The 24,380-nt window shown below is 30.5% G+C and carries 13 protein-coding genes and 1 pseudogene; 5 read left to right on the top strand and 9 right to left on the bottom strand.

Annotation, left to right across the window (positions count from 1 at the left end):
- The first annotated feature begins 81 nt into the window (after positions 1 to 81).
- Together K4897_RS05870 and K4897_RS05875 are read left to right on the top strand one after the other, a co-directional pair.
- On the top strand, positions 82 to 5,814 hold the full coding sequence (locus K4897_RS05870) for an S-layer family protein (protein ID WP_250415714.1): 5,733 nt from the start codon (positions 82 to 84) through the stop codon (positions 5,812 to 5,814).
- 158 nt (positions 5,815 to 5,972) lie between these two features.
- Positions 5,973 to 11,788, top strand: a pseudogene (locus tag K4897_RS05875) (hypothetical protein).
- A 205-nt stretch (positions 11,789 to 11,993) separates the two neighbouring features.
- Here the strand turns inward: K4897_RS05875 and dnaJ are convergent.
- The 3 genes from dnaJ to grpE form a co-directional block, all read right to left on the bottom strand.
- Positions 11,994 to 13,142 carry a molecular chaperone DnaJ gene (gene dnaJ, locus K4897_RS05880; protein ID WP_011954293.1) on the bottom strand — a complete coding sequence of 383 codons (1,149 nt, stop codon included), beginning with the start codon at positions 13,140 to 13,142 and terminating at the stop codon, positions 11,994 to 11,996.
- Positions 13,143 to 13,281: 139 nt separating this feature from the next.
- Positions 13,282 to 15,162, bottom strand: coding sequence for a molecular chaperone DnaK (gene dnaK, locus K4897_RS05885; RefSeq protein ID WP_250415715.1), 1,881 nt, complete (start codon positions 15,160 to 15,162; stop codon positions 13,282 to 13,284).
- Between the two features lie 45 nt (positions 15,163 to 15,207).
- Positions 15,208 to 15,765 carry a nucleotide exchange factor GrpE gene (gene grpE / locus K4897_RS05890; protein WP_019266741.1) on the bottom strand — a complete coding sequence of 186 codons (558 nt, stop codon included), beginning with the start codon at positions 15,763 to 15,765 and terminating at the stop codon, positions 15,208 to 15,210.
- 240 nt (positions 15,766 to 16,005) lie between these two features.
- On the opposite strand from grpE, the gene K4897_RS05895 reads away from it, so the two are divergent.
- Complete coding sequence (locus K4897_RS05895; protein WP_019266740.1) at positions 16,006 to 16,578, top strand: ArsR family transcriptional regulator; 573 nt, start codon at positions 16,006 to 16,008, stop codon at positions 16,576 to 16,578.
- Between the two features lie 235 nt (positions 16,579 to 16,813).
- On the opposite strand, the gene K4897_RS05900 is transcribed toward K4897_RS05895, so the two are convergent.
- The 3 genes from K4897_RS05900 to hypF all read right to left on the bottom strand — a co-directional run bounded on the left by K4897_RS05900 (position 16,814) and on the right by hypF (position 20,484).
- Positions 16,814 to 16,960, bottom strand: a complete 147-nt coding sequence (locus K4897_RS05900; protein WP_250415716.1) for a hypothetical protein — start codon at positions 16,958 to 16,960, stop codon at positions 16,814 to 16,816.
- A gap of 37 nt (positions 16,961 to 16,997) precedes the next feature.
- The gene (locus K4897_RS05905) at positions 16,998 to 18,149 is read right to left on the bottom strand and encodes a hypothetical protein (RefSeq protein WP_371921663.1); all 1,152 of its coding nucleotides are present in this window, start codon (positions 18,147 to 18,149) and stop codon (positions 16,998 to 17,000) included.
- A gap of 85 nt (positions 18,150 to 18,234) precedes the next feature.
- Positions 18,235 to 20,484 (bottom strand): carbamoyltransferase HypF, encoded by a 2,250-nt coding sequence (gene hypF, locus K4897_RS05910; protein ID WP_250415718.1) that lies wholly within the window; start codon positions 20,482 to 20,484, stop codon positions 18,235 to 18,237.
- A 49-nt stretch (positions 20,485 to 20,533) separates the two neighbouring features.
- Here hypF and larB point away from each other — a divergent pair, with 49 nt between their 5' ends.
- Together larB and K4897_RS05920 are read left to right on the top strand one after the other, a co-directional pair.
- The gene (gene larB, locus K4897_RS05915) at positions 20,534 to 21,295 is read left to right on the top strand and encodes a nickel pincer cofactor biosynthesis protein LarB (protein WP_250415719.1); all 762 of its coding nucleotides are present in this window, start codon (positions 20,534 to 20,536) and stop codon (positions 21,293 to 21,295) included.
- A 1-nt stretch (position 21,296) separates the two neighbouring features.
- Positions 21,297 to 21,866, top strand: coding sequence for a GNAT family N-acetyltransferase (locus K4897_RS05920; RefSeq protein WP_019264989.1), 570 nt, complete (start codon positions 21,297 to 21,299; stop codon positions 21,864 to 21,866).
- 2 nt (positions 21,867 to 21,868) lie between these two features.
- On the opposite strand, the gene hisE is transcribed toward K4897_RS05920, so the two are convergent.
- The 3 genes from hisE to gatB are packed head-to-tail and all read right to left on the bottom strand — an operon-like array spanning position 21,869 to position 24,327.
- A complete protein-coding gene (gene hisE / locus K4897_RS05925; protein ID WP_019264988.1) occupies positions 21,869 to 22,159 on the bottom strand; it encodes a phosphoribosyl-ATP diphosphatase in 291 nt (96 codons plus the stop codon).
- A complete protein-coding gene (locus tag K4897_RS05930; protein WP_019264987.1) occupies positions 22,160 to 22,960 on the bottom strand; it encodes a CBS domain-containing protein in 801 nt (266 codons plus the stop codon).
- 14 nt (positions 22,961 to 22,974) lie between these two features.
- Positions 22,975 to 24,327 carry an Asp-tRNA(Asn)/Glu-tRNA(Gln) amidotransferase subunit GatB gene (gatB, locus tag K4897_RS05935; protein WP_019266735.1) on the bottom strand — a complete coding sequence of 451 codons (1,353 nt, stop codon included), beginning with the start codon at positions 24,325 to 24,327 and terminating at the stop codon, positions 22,975 to 22,977.
- Between the last annotated feature and the right edge of the window lie 53 nt (positions 24,328 to 24,380).

Raw genomic sequence — 24,380 nt, forward strand, 5'->3', positions numbered from 1 at the left:
TATGAGATTAAATATAGTTATTTTTTAATTATGCTTGATGTTTTTTAAGTATAATTTTAAATTTTTTTTGGTGAAATTTTAATGAGATTAAATAAAGTGATGTTAGTTGGTATTTTTTTACTGGCTATTTTGACTCTTGGCGCTGTTAGTGCTCAGGAGGGTTCTTCTGCTGATGTTTTGGCAGTTGATAGTGCTTCATCTCCTGTTTTAGGTGATGGGGTAAGTTATGATAAGACGATTTATGTGAATACTACTGGTGATGATTCAAATTCTGGTAGTCAGACTAGTCCTTATGCTACAATAAATAAGGGTATTTCAAGTGTTAATGCTTCTGATAATGCTGTTATTTATTTAAGTGAGGGAACATTCACTGGGGATAATAATACTGATTTAAGTATTAATTTGGCTCATAAAAATTATAATGGGTCTTTGACTTTTATTGGTCAGGGATATGATAAGACATTTATTGATGGGGAGCAGATGGCTCCTATTTTTAAATCAATGAGTGGGGATTCTATAATTGTTTTTAAAAATATTGCATTTATTAATGGTAAATCCAATACTGGTGGTGCTATTACAAGTAATGCTGTTTTAACTATTGATAATTGTTTGTTTGAGGATAATTATGCAACAGGTTCTAATGGTGGTGCAATTTATCAACGATCTAATGATTTTAAAGTAACTAATTCTATTTTTAGGAATAATAGTGTTAATAGTTATGGTGGATCAATTTTTGCAAGTAGTATGCAAAATGCACAACTTATGAATTGTGTATTTGAAAATTCTATTGCTAGAAGCACTTATTGTACTGGTGCAGGTGCATATATTGATGCATCTAATAGTACTATAATTAAGAATAATAGGTTTGTTAATATATCCACTTCAGGTAATGCATATGATGCTGCATTATATGCTAATTCCGGATATAATGGAAATGGTATTATTGTAAACAATACTTTTATCAACTGTAACAATAATGGGAAAAATGGTGCTGTAATTAATATTAATGGTAAGAATTTTGTTAAAGGTAATGCTTTTGTTAATTCTACTTCTGCAAGTAAAGGTCAAATATTTAATGGTGGAAGTATGAATGTAATTATTACTTTTTTAAATAATTCTACAACTTCTCCTACTTTTAAAGTTTCATGTAGAGTAACTGATGTAGACGGAAACAATGTTTCAGGTCAAACTCAGGCATATAATGGTGTTACTTTTTATATTAATGGTGAACAGGTAGGTCAGGCAGCAGTTACTAATGGTTTAGCTGTTTTATCTCTAACTAAGTTAGTTCCTAATGGTGATTTGGTTATTAATGGTACTTGGGGCAGTAATAATGTTTCTATGACTCCGGGTATTTTATCTGTTAATATTGATCAAACTCCTATTGATTTATGGGTTGACGGTGCACGTGGTAGTGATTTAACTGGTGACGGTTCTAAACTTAATCCGTTTAAAACTATTGGTAATGCTATAACTTATGGTTTTGGAAAATCTTTATATCCAACTATTCATATAATGGGTGGAGTTTATAGTGGTGTTAATAATACTAATTTAACTTTTTCTAATCTTGGTAACTTAACTTTGGTAGGTGAAGGATATAATAAAGTATTAATTGATGGTCAAAATAGAAATTGGTTTTTAAAAACTGGTAGTTACACAAATGTTGTATTAAAAAATTTAACTTATAAAAATGGGTCTATAACAAAATATATTAGTGGATTATATTCATTAATAACTACTAATGCACCTTCTGTTATTGAAGATTGTATAATTTCTGACAATGTTAACACTTATGGTGGTAAGATTATAGATGGAAGTTCTACTATTGATAATTTGACATTTTGCAATAATACAGGTATGATTACTGGTGTTTCATCTATTGATAAATCTTATTTAGCTAATAATAAAATAAATAATGCATATAATCTTTATTTCCTTGAAGGAGGTTATATTAATATAACTAATTCTGTATTTGAAAATAATTTTGGTTTAGTTAGGGCTACTCAGCAAGGTATTTCTATTAATAATAAGTTTATAAATAACACTGGTTCATTACTTTCTTTTATTTTATCTAAAAATGATTATTTCAAGAAAAATAATGGAACTGCATTTATAGGATTTTCAAATACTTATAATAATTATAAAATGCTTTGTGATGTGATTAATTCTACTTTTATTGATTGTTTTGGTGATAAAGGTGGAGCAATTCAAACTGTTATGGGTTCTATTGTTGATTGTACTTTTATAAACAATTCTGCAAATTATGGTGGTGCAATTTACTTAGCTCCTCATTATACTTCTGATTATTATTCTGTAGATTCTAATATTACATTAACTGGCTGTATTTTCAAAGATAACACAGCTGTAATTAATGGTAAGGATATTTACATAGAACATTCTGACAATAAGCAATATGTTGATGCTAAGTTAACTAATCTTACTATAACTTTCAATAATTTAACTACTCAATTTTTAGCAGATACTGTGTCTATGTCTGTATCTCATATTTCTGGTGCTGTAATTGGTGGAGGTTCTGTTAAGTTCTATTTGAATGGTACTTATATGGGAACTTCTGAGGTTGTTAATGGTATTGCATCACTAGATTATCTTGGATTTAAAAATGGAACTTATACTTTGTCTGGTGATTATGTATTTGCAGATGCAAGTGATAAAATCATTAATGGAACTGTTAAAGTAGCTTTAAAACCATTAAAAAATAATGTAACTGTTTATGTTTCTGATAAATTAGGTGATGATGTAAATGGTGATGGCAGTTTAGCTAAACCATTTAAAACAATTAAAAAAGCATTAAACTACGGATATTCTCAAAGTTCTGTGTTATTTATTCATGTTTTGGAAGGTATTTATTCAGGTGAAGGTAATACAAATATTGAGCTTTCATCTACTGTAAGCGTAACAATTACTGGTGCTGGAGTTAATAAAACTATTTTATGCGGTAATCAAACTAATGATTTCTTTACAATAGCTAAAGGCAGTAATATAATTACTATTGAAAATATGAGTATGGTTAATGGTTCTAAAGCAGATGCTAGTGCAGTATATCCATATCAAAATGTAAAAAATATTCATTCTCCTATTATTGCTTTGCCAGGTTCAAATGTTCATTTAAATAATATTTACTTTGAAAATAATAAAGGAACTCTTGGGGGAGCAGTATTAAACTCTGGAAATATGATTATTAACAACTGTTCATTTGTAAGAAATGGTTTTTCATCATATGGTGGAGGATTAACTAACAATGGTACTTTAATAGTTAATAATTCTTACTTCTTTGCAAATTATGCATACAGGGGATCAAATATTTTTGTAATTAAAGACATGACTTTACAGAATTCATTAGTTGAAGAAGCTTACTGGTGGAGTGGATCTCACTATGGAAACATTGTAGGAATTGATGCTGGTATAACTTTAATTAATACTACAATTCAAGACCTTGGAAGAACTTCAACTGATGCTGGAAGAACAGATATTCAAAATAAAAAAGGTTACATATATTTAGCTGGTTTAAATAGAGTTGAATCATATGGATGTATTTTCAGATACAATGAATCAATAGCTGCTGGAGATATATTTGGATCATATTATGGTTCTTCTGCAGAGTATAACTGGCAAAATATTATTAAATTTGATAATTGTACTTTTATAAACATCAATAACATTAACAATGTTGGTTTTAGACCTAATTTAAACAGATCTGGTAATGTATCTTTAAATAATTGTATTATTGATATTAAAGGTAAAGTTTTAACAACTAATGCATTTGGCATACTTAACATTACTAATTGTTATATTGTAAATCCAAATGCTGTTTCATGGACTAATTTAGGCAGTCCAACTACTGGAATCATTGATTTAAATAACAATTGGTGGGGTAACAATACTCAACCAGTATTTACTGTTGTTGATGCAAACAGAACCCTTGTTAATATGACTCCTGATACCTGGTTGGTTTTAACTTTAGATGTTACTAATAACACCGGTTTGTTGCAGGATGCTGTTTTAGCATTTAAAGTCTTTAATGGAACTAATTTAACTGATTATAATGGTTCTTTACCATTACGTAACTTCAATATGTCCATGGTTAATGGTACTTTAAGTATTGCTAATGGTACAATAGCTAATAATGTTGTTAATGGTTTTGAAGCTAAAGAAGGTAATTATACTATTTCTGCTACTGTTGACGGTCAGAGTGTAACTTATAATGGTGTTGCAAGTATTGGTAAAGGTATTATTGAAGTTAATGATGTTGTTGCTGATTATGGTGATGTTGTAATTGCTAATGCTACTTTAATGGATGCTAAAGATAATCCATTAGCTAATGTTAATGTGACCTTGAAAGTCAACGGTAAAACTTATACTTTAGTTACTGATGAAAATGGTACTGTCAGTTTTGTAATTGGACAGTTAAATGCCGGAAAATACACTTTAGTTTACTCTGTAAGTGGCAGTAAAGTTATTTCTGATGTAACTAATTCTTCAACTTTAACTGTTAATAAAGCTAAAGATTCCTTGAAAGTAGATGTTAATGCTAGTGTTGCTGGTGAGGATAGTGTAATTAATGTTGTTGGTCCTAAAGATGCAACAGGCAATGTAACTGTATTGGTAAATGGCAAATCTTATAATGTAGTTCTTGTTAATGGATCTGCAAAATTAACCATTAAAGATTTAGTTGCAGGAAACTATAATGTGACTGTTACTTATTCTGGTGATAAAAACTATGAAAAACAAGTAATCAGGACTAATTTCACTGTAGATATTAATAAAAAAGTTAATTTAAACATTTCTGACATTGTGATGATTTACAAAGACGGTACCAGAATGGTTGCTGTTTTAACTGATTATTTAGGCAATCCTATTGCTAATGCTACTGTGTACTTTACTATTAATGGTCAAACTTATGCTAAAACCACTGATGCTAACGGTACTGCTTCCATGGGATTAAACTTAGTATCTAACATCTATAATGCTGCTGTTTCATATAATAGTTCAGATATGTATAATGCAGTTTCTAAAAACATTACTGTAACTATTAATCCGACTATTGTAGCTGATGATTTGGTTAAAATGTATCAGAACGCTACTAGATTCTATGCTAAGTTTACTGACAGTACAGGAAAAGCACTGGCTAACACTGAAGTTAAATTTAACATTCATGGTGTTTTCTATACTAAAAAGACTGATAAAGATGGTATGGCTGATTTAGGTATTATGTTAAGACCGGGATCTTACATTTTAACTGCTTACAACCCTGTAACTGGTGAAGAAAAAGGATTTAACATAACTGTAAAATCATTAATCGTTCAAAATGATTTAACTAAATATTACTTAAATGCTTCCAGATTTGAAGCAACTGTCTACAACAAAGACGGATCTTTAGCAGTAAACAAGAATGTAACCTTTAACATCAACGGTGTATTCTATACTAAAACTACTGATAAAAACGGTGTTGCAAGCTTAGGAATCAGCTTAAGACCAGGAAACTATACTATTACAACAATGTATGACGGTTTAGATATTGGAAACAAAGTCACTGTCATGCCAACTTTAGTAACAAAAGATCTCTCCATGAAACACTTAGACGGCAGTAATTTTACTGCTTTAACTTTAGACGGTCAAGGTAAGCCATTAGCTAACCAAAACGTATCATTTAATGTAAATGGTGTCTTCTATCACAAAGTTACTAATAAAGACGGTATTGCAAGCTTAGGAATCAGATTAATGAGTGGGGAATACATTATAACTTCCTACTGGAATGACTTCCAAACAGGAAACACAATAAAAATAAGTCCTTAAAGAGAATTTCTATTATTCTCTTACTTTTTTTTCTTTTTTTAACATATTTCAAAAGCAATTTATTTTAATAAATTTTAAATATTATTTTAAATATACTTATATTTTAATTATACTTGATATTTTTTAAGTATAATTTAAATTTTTTTGGTGAAATTTTAATGAAATTGAATAAACTGATGTTAGTTGGTATGTTGTTACTGGCTATTTTGACTCTTGGTGCTGTTAGTGCTCAGGAGGATTCTTCTGCTGATGTTTTGGCAGTTGATAGTGCTTCATCTCATGTAGGTGATGGGATAAGTTATGATAAGACGATTTATGTGAATACTACTGGTGATGATTCAAATTCCGGTAGTCAGACTAGTCCTTATGCTACAATAAATAAGGGTATTTCAAGTGTCAATGCTTCTGATAATGCAGTTATTTATTTAAGTAAAGGAACATTCACTGGAGGTAATAATACTGATTTAAATATTAATTTAGCTCATGAAAAATATGGCGGTTCTTTAACTATTGTTGGTCAGGGAAATGATAAAACATTCATTGATGGTGGAAGTGTAAGTCCATTTCTTAAATCTGTTAGTGGAGATACTGCTTTAACTTTGATAAATATTTCTTTTATTAATGGAAAAGCTAATACTGGAAGTATGATTAATTGTGGAGGTAATTTAACTGTTGATAATTGTGTATTTGAAAACAATTATGCAACTAGCTCTCAAGGAGCTCTTGTTTCTAAAGGTATGGATTTAAAAGTAATTAATTCTATATTTAAAAACAACACTGCTTCAAATCAAGGTCCAGACATATGTTTTAATAACAATAATGGTAATGTTTATATAGGTAATTCTTCTTTTTACAATGCTATTAATAAAGGATATTCCTGCGGGGCATCTGTATTCATATATAATTCTAAAAATGCTAAAATAATCGGAAATACTTTTAAAGATATTGTTGGGAATTACAATGATGCCGCTCTTCAAATTTCCAGTGATAATGGTCAAATAATGAATAATGTATTTATTAATTGTACTAATTCCAATACTGGTACAAGTAATTATGGAGTAATCTATTTAGCAGGTAATAACATATTAAAACAAAACAAATTTATAAATTCTTCCTCTAAAATGGGATTAATTTATAATAATGGTTTTATGAATGCTGTTATTACATTTAATGATGTATTCACTGATAAAACTACTTTTACTTTAAGTGCTACTATAACTGATGATGTAGGAAATACTATTTCTTCTGTTAGAACTATTAAATTTAATATAGATGGTATGAAAGTAGGTGAAAGTGGTTCAGATAATGGTTTTGCATCAGTTTCTGTTTCCAAATTATTTGACAATGGTAAACATGAAATAAACGGTAATTATAATGGAGAAAATAATACTTTCAATCCAGCTACATTAACTGTCAATATTGACAGAACCCCTGCGGAATTCTGGGTTTCTACAAAAGGTAATGATACAACTGGTGACGGAAGTAAAAATAATCCGTTCAACACAATTAATCATGCAATAACTGCAGGATTAGATAAATCAATCAACATTACTATTCATATTATGGATGGTACTTATTTAGGTACTGGCAATGTTAATTTAAAATATAATAGAATAGCTGTTTTAAATTTAATTGGTGAAAATTATGGTAAAACAATTATTGATGGTCAGGATAAAGATTATTTCTTCTATTTTGATAAAGGATTAGATGTATCTCTTACTAATTTAACATTTACTAATGGAAAAGCAACTTTTGTTAATTGGAATTGGGGAATAATTTACGGATCTTCATTAACTATGAATGATTGTATTATTAAAAATTCCACATCTAATAGTAATTTATTATATGATATAGATACTCAAAACTCAAAATTAGTATTTAATAATTTAACTTATATTAACAATAAAGGAAATATGTGGTTAGGTTATGCAACAATAAACAATTCCTATTTTGCAGATAATGTAGGTGCTACTCTTGGTGGAGTTATAAGAGGAACTAACAATTTAACTGTTACTAATTCTAAATTCATAAATAATACTAATCCTAAAAATAGCAATGCTGAAGGTGGAGCTGTTTATGCCCAAAATATTATAAGTATAAATAATATTTATGATTCAAATTATGCTGGAACTAAAGGTGGAGCTGTTTATGTATCTGGTGGTGCAAAAGCAACATTTATAAATGATACTTTTATAAACAACCGTGCTGCTGGTGATGGTGGTGCTGTATATGCTTACATAAGTAGTAGCAGTTTTGTTCCTGTTGCAACTTTTGAAAATGTCAAATTTATAAATAACTCAGGAGCTAATGGTGGAGCAGCTACTGTTTCAGGAGCTACCTTTAACAATGTTACTTTTAAAGATAACACTGCTAACACTATGGGTGGAGCTATTTATTTATTTTCTGTAACAAATGGTAAAACCAGCAATATTCCAGATTTAACTATTTCTAATGATTCTTTATTTGAAAATAATAATGCTCCTGAAGGTAAGGATATTTATATTTCCACACCTGTTGCTAATAATGGTGTTGCAAATGTAACTGGACTTACAATTACTTTCAATGATTTAAATGTTGCAGAATTAGCAGGTAAATTAACTGCACAAGTAACACATCCTAGTGGAGCAGTTATTAGTGGAAACACTGTTACATTTTTAATTGATGGAAATTATGCAGGAATTGCTGATGTAGTTAATGGCATAGCTACTTATAATTATGTCGGATTTGAAGACGGTAAATATAGTTTAAGCGGAACTTATGATGCAAATGGTAAAAATTACATATATAAAAATGGAACTATAACTGTTAAAATTAATACTATTTTAGATAATATCACAGTTTATGTGTCTGATGCTAAAGGTAATGACAGTACTGCAGATGGATCTTTAGCTAAACCGTTTAAAACCATTAAAAATGCATTAGAATATGCTCAATCTAAATCTAGGACAGTTACTGTTCATGTATTGGAAGGTACTTATACTGGAAATCTTAATGCTGATTTGGATATTCAGGTAAATACGGATATTTCAATTGTTGGTGATGGAGAAAACAAAACAATAATTTTTAATCCTGATGCCAAATACTTTATCACAGCTTTACAAGGTAAAGGTTCTCTTAAAATAGCTAATATGACTATTAATAGAGTTGGAAAAGATACACAATCTGCATTATATGTTGAGAAAAATGTTCATGTAATGATTGATACAGTGGAATTTATTAATGGAAAAGGTAATTATGGTGGAGCTATTAACTCTGCAGGTATTCTAACTATTAAAAATTCATATTTCTTTAATAATGGTCATGCAGACCCAGTAAAACGTCAAAATGCATATGCTGGTGGAGCAATTTACAATGATGGTTATTTAACAATTGATAATACAACTTTTGTAGCAAATCATGCAACTAGAGCTTCAACAATTGCAAATCAGGGTAATTTATACATGAATAATTCTCAGATTATTGACAGTATATCTGCTTCTTCTTTGAACATGGATTATAGGGTTATTGCTTCTTTTAATGTAGGTCAAATTGGTAATATAACTCTTGAAAACACTAAAATTTCAGTAACTGGAAAAACTCCTTTGGAACTTGTTAATTCAAGTAATATCTATCAGGGAGATAGATCTGTAACCTGTCTTGGTTTTGGAAGTTCTGAAAAAATAGTCTTTAATAATGTAACTGTTGACGGAAATGGATCCTCTACTATGGGATCTTATGTATTTGGTGGATTTAACAGTTGGAATACTGTTGGAGGAGGTAGAAGTCAAAAACTCCTAAAGATATTTATGTATATAATTCAACATTTTCCAATTTGCTATCTGTAAATATATTTTATGAAAAAATTAACTCTACAAGAATATTTGACGGATGTATTTTTGATAATGTTGAATATTTAGTAGAGGTTACTTCCTCAACTATAAATGATGCTATTATAATTAAAAATTCTGTTATTTATGGTGATGTAAAAGTTGGTAAAGTTAATGGTGTTAATATAACTCTTAATTTAGATAATAATTGGTGGGGAAGCAATAATGCAACTTATTACAATGCAGTTATACGTCTTTCATCTGGATATAATAGTGTAATAACTGAATTAAGTAAAGAGATTGCTACTCCAGATAATTATTTGGTTTTAACTTTAGATGTTACCAACAAAACAGGTTTATTGCAGGATGCTGTTTTAGCTTTCAAAGTATTTAATGGAACCAATTTTACTGATTATAATGGTTCTTTACCAGTACGTAACTTCAACATGTCTGCAGCAAATGCTACTTTAAGCATGACTAATGGTACAATAGCTAATAATATTATTAATGGTTTTGAAGCAAAAGAAGGTAATTATACTATTTCTGCTACTGTTGACGGTCAGAGTGTAACTTATAATGGTGGTGCTTCTTTAGGAAAAGGAATCCTTGATGTTAAGGATATTTCTCTTGATTATGGTGAAGTTATAATAGCTAATGCTACTTTAAGGGATACTAAAGGCAATTTATTATCTAATATAAATGTAACCTTGAAAGTTAATGGTAAAACTTATTACATGGTTACTGATGAAAATGGTGTAGCTAGTTTTGTCATTGGACAATTAAATGCTGGAAAATACACTTTAGTTTACTCTGTCGATGACTCAAAAGTTATTGTTCCAACTACAAATTCATCTACTTTAACTGTTAATAAAGCTAAAGACTCTTTAAAAGTAGATATTGATGCGGGTGTAGCTGGTGAAGATGTTGTAATTACTGTTAATGGTCCTAAAGATCTTAAAGAAAACATTACTGTAACTGTAGATAAAAATGTTTATAATGTAGTTCTTGTTAACGGATCTGCAAAATTAACCATTAAAGATTTAACTGCAGGAAACTATAATGTGACTGTTACTTATCCTGGAGACAGTAATTATGATAAACAGGTAATCAGGACTAATTTCACTGTAGATATTAATAAAAAAGTTAATTTAAACATTTCTGACATTGTGATGATTTACAAAGACGGTACAAGAATGGTTGCTGTTTTAACTGATTATTTAGGTAATCCTATAGCTAATGCAACAGTGTACTTTACTATTAATGGTCAAACTTATGCTAAAACCACTGATGCTAACGGTACTGCTTCAATGGGGCTTAACTTAGTATCTAATGTTTATCAGGCTACTGTTTCATATAATGGCTCAGATATGTATAATAAAATAAGTAAGAATATTACTGTAACTATTAATCCTACTCTTATAAGTAAAGATTTAGTTAAAATGTATCAGAACGCTACCAGATTCTATGCTAAATTCACTGACAGTACTGGAAAAGCATTAGCTAACACAGAAGTTAAATTTAACATTCATGGTGTTTTCTACACCAAAAAGACTAATAAGGATGGTGTAGCTGATTTAGGTATTATGTTAAGACCTGGATCATACATTTTAACTGCTTACAACCCAGTAACTGGTGAAGAAAAAGGATTTAACATAACTGTAAAATCATTAATTGTTCAAAATGATTTAACCAAATACTACTTAAATGCTTCCAGATTTGAAGCAACTGTCTACAATAAAGACGGATCTTTAGCAGTAAATAAAGAAGTAACATTTAACATCAATGGTGTGTTCTATCACAAAAAAACAGATGAAAATGGTGTTGCAAGCTTAGGAATAGCTTTAAGACCAGGAAACTATACTATTACAACAATGTATGACGGATTGGATATTGGAAACAAAGTCACTGTATTGCCAACTTTAGTAACTAAAGATCTCTCTATGAAGTACCTTGACGGCAGCAATTTCACTGCTTTAACTTTAGACGGTCAAGGTAAGCCATTAGCTAACCAAAATGTATCATTTAATGTAAATGGTGTATTCTATCACAAAGTTACTAATAAAGATGGTATTGCAAGCTTAGGAATCAGATTAATGAGCGGCGAATACATCATAACTTCCTACTGGAACGACTTCCAAACTGGAAACACAATAAAAATCAGTCCTTAAAGAGAATTCATAATTCTCTTACTTTTTTCTTTTTTTACATATACATTATTTAATTTAAATATCTAGTTTTTTATAATAGCTAGTATTATAATCAAATCATCATTATAAATTTTTAAAAAAGTAGTTTAAATTATTATTTAATTGATTACAAATTCAATAATTTTGTAGGAAAAAAGAGAGGTGATAATTAGTTAAAATTAATTAACTAACTATTGATAACTTCTTTGACTTTGTCAAAAAGTCCTTTTTCAACGTGGTGGATTTCATTTCCACTTATTTCGTCAAATTCTTTTAATAATTTTTTCTGTTTGTGGTTTAATTTTTTAGGAACAACAACTTTTACAGTAACATAGAGATTTCCTCTACCTTTATGTCTTACTGAAGTCATTCCTTGATCTTTAAGTTTAAATACAGTTCCGCTTTGAGTTCCGGGAGTTACTTTAAATTCAACAGTTTTCCCTTCAATAGTTGGGATTTGAATTACATCTCCCAGTGCTGCCTGTGGGAAACTTATTTGCTGTTCGTAGTAAAGGTGGTCTCCTTCACGTTGGAATTCTTTATTTCTGCTAATGTGAACACTAGCTATAAGATCTCCTTCGTATCCAGGTTGGTCTCCACAGTTACCTTCGCCAGATACTCTTAAACGGTCACCTTCATCAACACCTGCAGGAATTTCAATTTTAATAGTTTTACTTTCCCTAACATTACCTTTTCCATGACATTCTTCACATGGGTCAGTAATGATTTTACCTGTACCGCCACAGTCTCTACAAGGTCTTACATTCATCATTTGACCAAGTATTGTGTTACTTACCTGTTTTACTTGTCCTGTTCCGTTACATGTTGGACAGGTTTTTGGTTCAACACCAGGTTTTGATTTATTTCCGTTACATGTTGGACAGATTTTACTTCTTCGTATTTTAACTTCTTTTTCTACACCATTAAAAGCTTCTTCTAAGGTTATTTTGACTTCGGTGTATATGTCTGATCCTCTTTGAGGTCCCGCTTGTCTGCCCCTTCTGTTTGAACCTCCTCCAAATCCGAACATATCAAATATGTTTCCTATATCGAAGCCCTGGAATATGTCCTCGAAGTTTACATTTTGATAGAAATCTTCTGCACTAAATCCATCCATACCAGCATGACCAAATTGATCATATCTTTGACGTTTTTCATCATCAGATAAGACGGCATAAGCTTCACTTACTTCTTTGAATTTTTCTTCAGCTCCCTCTTCCTCACTTACGTCTGGATGGTATTTCATAGCTAGTTTACGATAAGCTTTTTTGATGTCCTTTTCTGAAGCATTTTTATCAACTCCAAGAACTTCATAATAATCTCGCTTTTCTGCCATTTAGTCACCTTATAAGTATTATCTTAAAAAATATAAAAAATAGAATAAATAATTTGTTTTATATTTCGTAGTCAGTTAGTTTTTTGATTCTGATTTTTATATAACCTACTTGGAAATAATAAAACAGTTATTATTTAATCTAATCATCTTTTACTTCGTAATCTGCATCGATTGTGTCGTCATCATCATCTGAGGAATTAGATTGAGCACCTGCATTTGGGTCAGCTTGTTGTTGTGCTTGAGCTTGAGCTTGTGCTTCTTGATAGATTTTAGCACTAATTCCTTGAACTACTTCAGATAATTCATCAGATTTTTCTTTAATAGCAGCAATGTCATCGCCAGCTACAAGATCTCTTAATTCACCAACAAGTTTTTCAACTTTTTCTTTTTCATCGTCACTTACTTTGTCTTTTAATTCTTCTAAAGCTTTTTCGGATGTGTAAATTAAGGAATCTGCATTGTTTCTAACTTCAATTTCTTCTTGTTTTTGTTTATCTGCTTCAGCGTTCATTTCAGCTTCTTTAATTTTTTGTTCGATTTCTTCGTCAGATAATTTGGTTGAAGAAGTAATTGTAATAGCTTGTTCCTTACCTGTACCTTTGTCTTTTGCAGATACATTGATTATACCGTTTGCATCAATATCAAAGGTAACTTCAATTTGAGGAACTCCTCTTGGTGCAGGTGGGATACCTACAAGTTGGAATCTTCCAAGTGAAGTGTTGTCTGCAGCCATTTTCCTTTCTCCTTGAAGAACATTAATATCTACAGATGGTTGGTTGTCTGCAGCTGTAGAAAAGATTTGGCTTTTTTTGGTAGGGATTGTTGTGTTCCTTTCAATTAAAGTGGTTGATACTCCACCTAAGGTTTCAATACCTAATGATAATGGAGTTACATCTAAAAGAACTAAATCTTTAATTTCTCCAGCTAATACTCCACCTTGGATAGCTGCTCCCATTGATACACATTCCATAGGGTCAATACCACGTTCGATTGATTTGCCGATGAATTTTTCTACATATTTTTGTACAATTGGCATTCTGGTAGGTCCACCAACAAGAATGATTTTATCAATGTCGGATTTGCTCATTTTAGCATCATCTAATGCTTGTTGCATTGGTTTTCCGGATTTTTTAACAATGTCATCTACTAATTCTTCTAATTTAGCTCTTGTAAGAGTTACGATTAAGTTTTTAGGAGATCCGTCTTTACCCATTGTAATAAATGGTAAGTTTACTTCAGTGGTTAATGTAGTGGATAATTCGATTTTTGCTTTTTCAGCAGCTTCTCTTAACCTTTGTACAGCTTGATCATCATCCATAAGGTTAATTCCGTTTTCTTTTTCGAATTCATCAGATAAGTATTTTAAAAGAACATTATCCATATCGGTACCACCTAACTGGGTGTCCCCACTAGTGGATTTTACTTCAAATATTCCTCCACCGAATTCCATGATGGTTACATCTAAGGTACCTCCACCTAAATCGTATACCATGATATTTACATCATCATCTTCCTGTTTATCGATACCATAAGCTAAACTTGCAGCGGTAGGTTCGTTTACAAGTCTTACAACATCTAATCCTGCAATAGTTCCAGCATCTTTTGTTGCAGTCCTTTGGTTGTCGTCAAAGTAAGCAGGTACGGTAATAACAGCTTTTTCAACTTTTTCATCTAAGAAAGATTCTGCATCTTTTTTAATTTTTTGCAAGATGAATGCAGAGATTTCTTGTGGTGAATATTGTTTGCCGTGGATTGTAACTTTGTAATCAGTTCCCATACTTCTTTTGATTGCACTGATAGTGTTTTCAGGGTTGGTTACAGCTTGTCTTCTAGCAGGTTCTCCTACTAACATTTGACCGTCATCAGTAAATGCAACATAACTTGGGAATGCTTTACCGTATTGGCTTGCACCTTCTGCAGATGGTACTACAGTTGGTTTACCTCCAACAAGTACAGATGCTGCAGAGTTACTTGTTCCTAAATCAATACCTATAATTTTTTCTTTTTTAGTATCAGACATAATTAATCACCTTTATTTTTTGATTGTATAATAATTTAATAAACATTATTTTTTACAGACTCTAACTTTAGAGTATTTGATAACTTTACCTTTTAAGGTATATCCTTTCATCAGTTCATCAATAATATATCCATTTTCCACATTTTCATCATTTGCAACCATAAGTGCTTCATGTTTAAATGGATCGAATTTTTCCCCTTTTGCAGGGATTTCTTCTAAACCTTCTTTAGTTAAAACATCTTTAATTTTAGAATATATTAATTCAACACCGTCTCTCAATTCTTTTTCAGTTTTAGAATTTTCAAGTGCTCTTCCTAAATCTTCATAACTGTCTAAGATATTTTTGATAAGTGGTTCATTGGCAAATTTGATGATATCTTTACTTTTTTTCTCATTGATTTTTTTGAAGTTTTCGAAATCAGCCTGAAGTCTTTGAGATAGTGAAATATACTCCTGAGTTTCTTCTTTCTGTTTTTCAAGGTCTTCATTTATTTTAGCTAACTCTTTATTTTTAGAATCTAATTCTTCAAGAACTTCATCATATTTTTCCTGAAGAGTTTTAGTTTCTTCTTCTTTTTGGTCTTCATTGTTGTCATTAGCCATTCAGTCACCTTTTCAAATTTTTAAAACTCTTTAAATAACCCTTGTGTAGAGAATTTTTATTTTTGATACTTAATATTGGCATATTTTGGAATTTATGGACATATAGGAAAATGGTTCAAAAAACAAGGGTTATTAATAAGAGTTTTTTGCACCAAATATTAAAGTAACAAAAAGTTATCTTTCTCGTATGTTATTATAGTAACAAAAAGTTATATAAAGGTTTCGGTATAATCTATATTTATGAAAGATACAAACGAAATTGAAGAAAATAAAAAAGCTAATCCTCACACCAATTCAGTTTCTATAATTGAAATCAATGGTAATTATGGAAATTCTGAATGTGGAATTGATAAAGAGGATATACTTGATGTAATGGGCTGTAAAACAAGAAGGGAGATTATAAATCTCTTAAGGGAAGAACCAATGTTTGTAAGTGAAATTTCAAATGAACTTAACATTGGTCAAAAAGCAATCATAGAACACTTGCGGGCTATGGAAAACGTTGGAATATTAAGTTCTTCTTATAAAAAGATTGTTAGAGGTAGACCTCGTAAATATTATGATTTGGATCATGAAGTTAATATTCATATTACCATTAATAAGAACACGTTTAATGTAAACTTCAGTGAAGATATGTTAAATACGCCCCAATTACCTTCTGGTGATGAATGGTCTAAATTATTGGATATTGAAAAAAGAATTGATAATGGTCAAACAGAAGCTATTTCAGAACTTATGAATCAAATAAGGTTATATGATAATCTTAAAAACAGAGCAGAATATATTTTAGAGCGAACTCTTAAAAATAAATAAATTAGCTGTTGTTTGTATCTATTCTTTTTTTATTTTTTGACCTTAAAAAATATTTTATTTAAATCTGTAAGTTAATTGCAGTCAAATTTTTTGTTAAAAGAATGTATAACTTTTAGAATTATTCGAGATAAAGAATTATAATGTTTTTATCAGATTTGAAAAGAAGATTATTGGCTATTTTTTGTGGTGTTTAAGCAGGTATGAATATTTTTGCAGGGTTAGTTTTTTGTGTTGTTTATTTTTCCATTTCTTTCCATCGTTTTTCAAATTCTATTTCTTTCATTAATTCTTCGTGTCTTTGTTCATTTACTTTTTCTAAATATTCTTTGTCAATACCGATGCCTCTTGTTCTCCATTCTCGTGAGAGTCTTTTAAGATTCATTTTTTCACCTCATATATTAATTCATTTTTTTATTTATTTAAAAATTTTTATTCATTTTTTCATCAAAAAATTGGGGATTTATCTTTGGATCAAAATAGGGATTTCTTTTTTTCCAAATAAATCCATCACCTTTGGAAATAAGGGCAACATCAATATTTCCACCTACACTTTCTAAATTTGAATCTATTTTTCTTTTTAATGAAGTAATTTGTATCAGAGATTCTGCTAAATTTCCTATTTCTTCCCTAGGCAAAAAATCTAATGATTCAAGTATTGGAGAATAAAAATCTTTTTTTAAAGAATTAATATTATTTTTAAAGTTTTTAGTCAGCTGGTTTTTAATTTCGTTTATTTTTTCTAATTTTTCAACATTTATGTGGTCATACATATTGCAAATATAATTTTCCATAATGTTCACGAAATATTTTTTAATTTCATCTTCTAAATTAGCATCAATTCCAGATAAATAAGTTTCAATGACATCTGTTTGGGCAAATGGAATTATTAATGTTCCAGAATAATTTAATTTTGTATCCATGTTTTGATAAAGTAGTGTATTATTAACATTTGCGATTATATTAAATGAAACATATGATGGAAACATATCTTCTTTATTAAATCCTGCAATTAATATTCCTGTTGATATATTAAATATATAGGAACAAAAACATTTTTTTAAATTATTTAAATTAATTTTAGATTCATCATACTCTTTTATTATCTCTTTAAACTTTTCATTGTATTTTTCAGTTTCAAAAATATCTTTTAAAAATTCGAATATTTCTACATTAGAAAATGTTTCTATAAATTGATAAAACTCTAATTCATTACATGAGTTTCTCTGCTGATTTATCATTTGCTTAAAATTTTTCAAATGTGAATCTAGAAAGATGTTTATGTTTGTTGCTTGAGTTACTTCTGTTAGATACCTTAAAAAATCGTTTTTAATATTTATTATATTTTTTAGCTTTTTAAAGTCAGTTTTCTTAGAATATTCTTTGATTAAAGTTTCTATGGAGATATTTTCAAATTTTCCTAATCCAAATACCATAATTCCCATTGGGGGATCATTTGAAAGCATAAATATTTTATTAACTCCATTATATGTTTTTTTATCATTTATTGTAATTGTACTGTCCGCAGCCAGTGCTATTACATCAGTATTCATAATTATTATTTCGGATGTCATATTTGAACATATAATCTGAATAATATTTAAAGTTTGTTTAAGTTATTTTGAAAAAATTAGTTAATCATGTAAAAATTACATGAAATTATAAAATTGTTTTAGCTACAATAGCCTGACCTAATGAAACAGATCCGTCACCGGCACATGTGTTCTTATGCTGAATAAAGTTATATCCGTTTTTCTCAATGTAATTTTTACAGGTATTGGTTATTGCTTCATTGTAAAAGACACCTCCGGTAGCCCCAATGTCGAAAATACCTTTTTTATCTGCACTTTCAATAGCTATTTGGGACAGTCCTTTTGCTATTGCATTTTGAGCAGCATTTGCAATATCTGCTTTATTTTCTCCTTTTTGATATAATCTGACAACTTCACGGAGGATTTCACGGGTATTTAATACATTATCTTTGATTTCAAATGGAATTTCGAGATCATTTTTGGAGTAATATGCAACAGATTCCAATTTCATTGAACATTCTCCTTCATATGTTCTGGTATTGCATATTTTCAGAGCTGCTGAAACAGAGTCCAATACTCTTCCGGTACTTGTTGTTAATCCGACGTTGATTTCTGCTTCCAATTGCTTGTAAATATTTTTGATTTCCATTTCTCCGTATTTGAAGTAATCAACATAATTGCCAATTAATTCTTCATCATCTAAAATACTTAAAAGCATTCTTATTGGGTGTTTGGTTGCCATATCTCCACCAGGCATTTTATGTGGCTGCAGGTGACCTAATCTTTCAAAATTGTTAATGTCGGTGTATAATATTTCTCCGCCCCAGCTTGTGTTGTCACTTCCATAGCCTACACCGTCTGCAGCTATTACAATCATTTCATCAAGACCGTAATCATTAGCCAGTGCAACACTATGTGCATGATGGTGCTGCACACCTATTACATCACACTCAAATTCATCACCGAATTCATGAGCTAGTTTTGTTGTAAAGAAATGTGGATGCAAATCACATGCAATTGCATCAAAGTCCTTTATTTTAGTGATTCTTTCCATATTTTCAATAGCTTCTTTCATGAAGTTTAAAGTTTTTAATTTGTTTGTATTTCCTATATGCTGGGAAGGATAGCACATATTGTCTTTAGCTATTGCAAATGTAACATCAAGCTCGGGGCCTAAGGCAAGTACATTTAAATCATTTACTTCATAATTGATTTTATAGGGCTCAGGAGTATAACCTCTGGATCTGCGAATAAATGAAAGAGCATCATTTCTAAATCGGATAACTGAATCATCACATCTGTTTAAAATTCTGCGGTTATGGATTAAAGAATAGTCTGAAATTCCGTCTAAATTCAGAATTTCTGTATTTGTAATCATCATAGGCTCCCCGGGAGTATTGGCTGAGGTCATTATATATGTATCAATGTCTCCTTCATCAAAAAGCAGATAATGCATTGGAGAGTAGGGTAACATAACTCCGATATTGTGCAAACCGGGAGCTAATGACTCTGGGAAGTTATAATTATTGTTTTTCTTTAAAACTACAATAGGTCTTTTATTTGAAGTTATTGTAGCTATTTCATTATCAGTTAATCTGGCATAATTTTTAACACAGGATAAATCTTCACTCATAACAGCAAAAGCCTGATTTGGACGATTCAGGCGTTTTCTTAATTCTTTAATGGTTTTGTCATTATATGCATCAGCTGCTAAATGAGTTCCGCCGATTCCTTTAATGGATATAATTTTACCTTCTTTCAGTTTATCTGTAGCTATTTTAATGGGGTTATCACTGTCTATTTCTTCTGATCCTTTATATATCTTCATTTGAGGTCCGCAGTCACTGCAGCAAATGGCTTCACCGTGATAACGTCTGTTTAAAGGTTCGCTATATTCCTTAAGGCAGCTGTTGCATAATGGAAATTCATCCATTGAAGTTCTAACTCTGTCATAAGGAACACTGTCAATAACTGTAAATCTGGGACCGCAGTCAGTACATGCATTAAAAGGATATTTATAACGTCTGTCTTTCGGATTTCTTATTTCATTAAGACAGCTGTCACAGATAGCTATATCTGGAGGTATTACAGATACTCCTGAAAATTCATCTGAACTTTCAATTATTGTAAAATCATCAAAACCTTCAACAGCAATATCTTCTGTTTTCATTGAGTCTATTTTAGCTATTGGGGGCAATTCTTTAGGTAATCTCTCAATAAATAAGTCAATATTTTCTCCTTCAAGAATTATCTCAACTACATTTCCTAAATTTCTTACATGTCCGTTTAAATTCAAATCTTTTGCAAGTCTGTAAATATAAGGTCTGAATCCTACACCCTGAACAATTCCCTGAGTTAAAATCTTTTTTGCCATCATAGTCAATATATATTTAAATATAATTATTGTATAAAATAGTTATGATAATATGAGAGAAATTCTTGAAAAGTTAATCAATGAAGAAATTGGTATTGAAGAATGTGAAAGACTTTTAAAGGCAGATACTATTTTAGAATTTGATGAAGTTGCTAAATTTGACAAATCACGCTCTTCAAGAACAGGCTTTCCAGAAGCAGTTTTTTCTCCAAGTAAAGATTACGGAGATCTCTTATTGATACTCAAAAATTATTTGGATAGTGAAAATCCTGAAAATCTGATTGTAACTAAATTATCTTCAGAAAGATATGAAAAATTAGCTAATGATTTGGATTTGGACGGGTTTAAATTAAACTATAATAAAAGAGCTCAGATACTGGTAATCAGAAATAAAGAGGTTCCTAAAACATTAGGAAAAGTAGGTATTATAACTGCAGGAACATCAGATATAAATATTGCAGAAGAAGCACGGGTAATAGTTGAAGAAGGAGGATGTGAAGCAATAACTTCTTATGATATTGGTGTAGCCGGGATTCACAGATTATTTCCCCAAATAGCACACATGATTAAAGAAGGTGTGGAAGTATTAATTGTCTGTGCAGGAATGGAAGGTGCTTTGCCTTCTGTTGTAGCTGGTTTGGTTGATATTCCGGTTATTGGCGTTCCAACATCTGTTGGCTATGGCGTAGGTGAAGGGGGAGTTGTTGCTTTAAACGCGATGCTTCAGTCATGTGCTCCGGGAATAGCAGTTGTAAACATTGATAATGGATTTGGTGCAGGTGTATTTGCTCTAACTATAATAAAAGGTAGATAAATTGATTTATGAAACATTCAATCCCTCTAAACATGATTCCAGAAAAGTAGCTAAACTGATTTATGATGTTGATTTCAGAACATTTGATTTGCTTTTTAAAAGTTCTGACAAAGCTATTTCAACAATTGAAAAACAGTTAAAAAAGGAAGAATCATTTGATGATACTAAAGTTGTTTTGGATGAGAATAATAATGTTATTGGTTTATTGATATTTTGGATTTCTAAAAAACCAGCATTTTATCATAGTTTGAAGACAGTCAGTTTAAAATTGCTTATTGTTGATATTTTAGACTATTTTGTATTGTGTGATGTAGAAAAAGGAGATTTTCATGTTGCAGAGCTAGCTATTGATGAGTCTCAAAGAGGAAAAGGTTTAGGCAGTAAAGTTTTAAATGATGTAATTGACTATGCTAAAAAAAATAATCTAAAAAGAGTAACCCTTGATGCAGATTTTAGAAACACAGGTGCCAAATCATTATATGAAAGAATGGGATTTAGAGAATTCAATAAAAAAAGAGTTAAAATAGGAAGTTTTGAACGTGGAATGCATAATATGGAACTTAAATTATAAGTTCAATGCCTTCTACGTGCAAATTCTTCAAAAATTTCATCTATTTCTATTCCTTTGTAAACAAGGATAAGCAAAGTGTGGAATATTAAATCAACAGATTCATAAACTAAATTTTCATCATTTTTAGCAGCAAGCAGTACTTCACCACATTCTTCTGCTACTTTTTCAAGTATTTTATCTTCTGCTTTTTTATCACTGTCTTGCATTATTTTAGAAGTGTATGAATCAATAGGATTGTCTCTTCTTTCTTCTAAAACTTTATAAACTTCTCTAATAATTTCATCTGATGCCATTTAATCACTTTTCTCGTTATCTTGTATACTTTCTGTAATAGCTATTAATGGATGTTTGTCGTCATCAATAATCTCAATATCGTCAAATGTTGTTATTCCAGCTTTATCTGCTGTTTTTTCTAAGCCTAAACGAATATCTTTACCTAAATCAATAACATATGCATCGATTGTTTTACAGCCTAACTGTTTTGCAGCTACTGTTCTGTGATGTCCGTCTACTAAAATCCATCTGTCTCCAGTTTTAACAACAATTGCAGGTTCAGCTAATCCCATTTTAAGTTCATATGTTCTTCCTTCAAGTTCATCAGCATAAACTCTGTCCTGAGTAGGCCTTATTTTATCAGTGTCAACTTGCATATGTTTCAAAGTACTTTTGATACCATATAATTGATCCATAGTACTTTTAAAGTAATCTACTTTATTCGGGGTGGAACGTTCAATATGTGAACGAACCATATCTGTGTTTGTAATAATGCCTACAATTTCACCTTTTTCATTAATGACTGGCATTCTGGAGATTCCTCGTCTGAACATTACTCTGGAAGCATCATTTATACTTAAATTTTCATTAGCTACTACTAATTTTGTACTCATTAGTTCTGAGACATGGTCTGCCCAGTCTTTTACTACAATATCAAAAGAGGTTACCATTCCGACCAGTTTGTTGTTTTCTACTACCGGATAGCTATTGTGATCGCTTTCTTTCATTAATTTAATAACTTCTGATGTTGTTGTTTGCGGTGATACAGTAACAACATTTTTAGTCATATAATCTTTAACTAATGACTTGCTTTTAGCCATAGTTTACCTCCTGTTTATTCTATGTTTTCTTTTAAGATTTTAACAGTTTCTCCAGGGTCTGCTTTTCCTCTTGTTAATTTCATAACTTGTCCAACAAGGAAATTAAGTGAAGCTTTTTGTCCTTCTAAATAATCATTTACTGCTTTTGGATTTTCATCAATAGCCTGTTTTGCTGCAGCTATTACTTCATCATCTTTTACAACACCCAATAAACCTAATTCTTCAGCTATTGCTTTTGGAGTTTGTTTATTGTTTGGCATATGCTCAATGATTCTTTGCCCTGCTTTTGTGGTTATTTCTTTGTTTTGAAGCATTTTTAAAAGTTCTACAATGTCTTCAACCAATATTCCACTATCTGCAAAATCAAGTTTGTTGTAGGATAATACTCTTTTAAGTTCATCTCTCATCCACATTGAAGCAAATTTGGAATCAATTTGTTTAGCTACTTCTTCATAAGCTATAGCTAAGTCAAGTTCGGAAGTTAATACTTTAGCAGATTCTGCATCAATTCCATATTCTTCAGTAAATCTTTTTACTTTATTATGTGGTGCTTCAGGCATTATTTCTAAAACATTTTCAATTTGAGCATCGGAGATTTCCATTGGTGGTAAATCGGGATCAGGAATGAATCTGTAATCATCAGCATCTTCTTTTAACCTCATACCTACTGTAATCATTTGAGATTCAAGGTATGCACGTGTTTCTTGTTTGATTTCGACACCTCTCTTCATAAGGTTTTTTTGTCTAACAAGCTCAAATTTCAATGCTTTATAAGCTCCTTTAATGGAGTTGATGTTTTTCATTTCTACTCTGTTTCCACCTTCTATAGAGATGTTTACATCAGCACGCATAGTACCTTCTCCACGAGCCCCTCCACTATATTGCAATACACGAATAAGCTCTTTTAAAAAGGTTCTTGCTTCTTCAGGAGATTTTATATCTGGTTCTGTAACAATTTCAATTAATGGAATTCCGGAACGGTTAAAATCAACAGTACCTCTGTCAGGTTTGTATTGACCCGGATCTTCTTCCATATGGATTTCTCTAATTCTAACTCCATTTAATTCTCCTTCATAACCGATAGGTACTGAAGTTCTTTGGTATCCTGAAGGTAAATCAGGATAATCATAATGTTTTCTCATAAAGTAGGTAAAACCTTTATCGATTTTACAGTTAAGCATTAAAGAAATCATTAATGCATTTTCAATTGCTTTTTCATTTGTTGGATATGGTTTGGCACCTGGTTGATTTAAACAAACCGGACAAATGTTTGAGTTTGCTGGTGCTTCCTTATAATTTGTTGGACAATCACAAAATAATTTTGATTCAGTTTCTAATTGTACGTGGATTTCAAGTCCACACATCATATTGACACTAATAATAATTCCTCCAATTTTTTGGAAAATCAAAATAGATTTAT

This window comes from Methanobrevibacter sp. TLL-48-HuF1 (assembly GCF_023617305.1).
In the GTDB taxonomy this organism is placed as follows: domain Archaea; phylum Methanobacteriota; class Methanobacteria; order Methanobacteriales; family Methanobacteriaceae; genus Methanocatella; species Methanocatella intestini.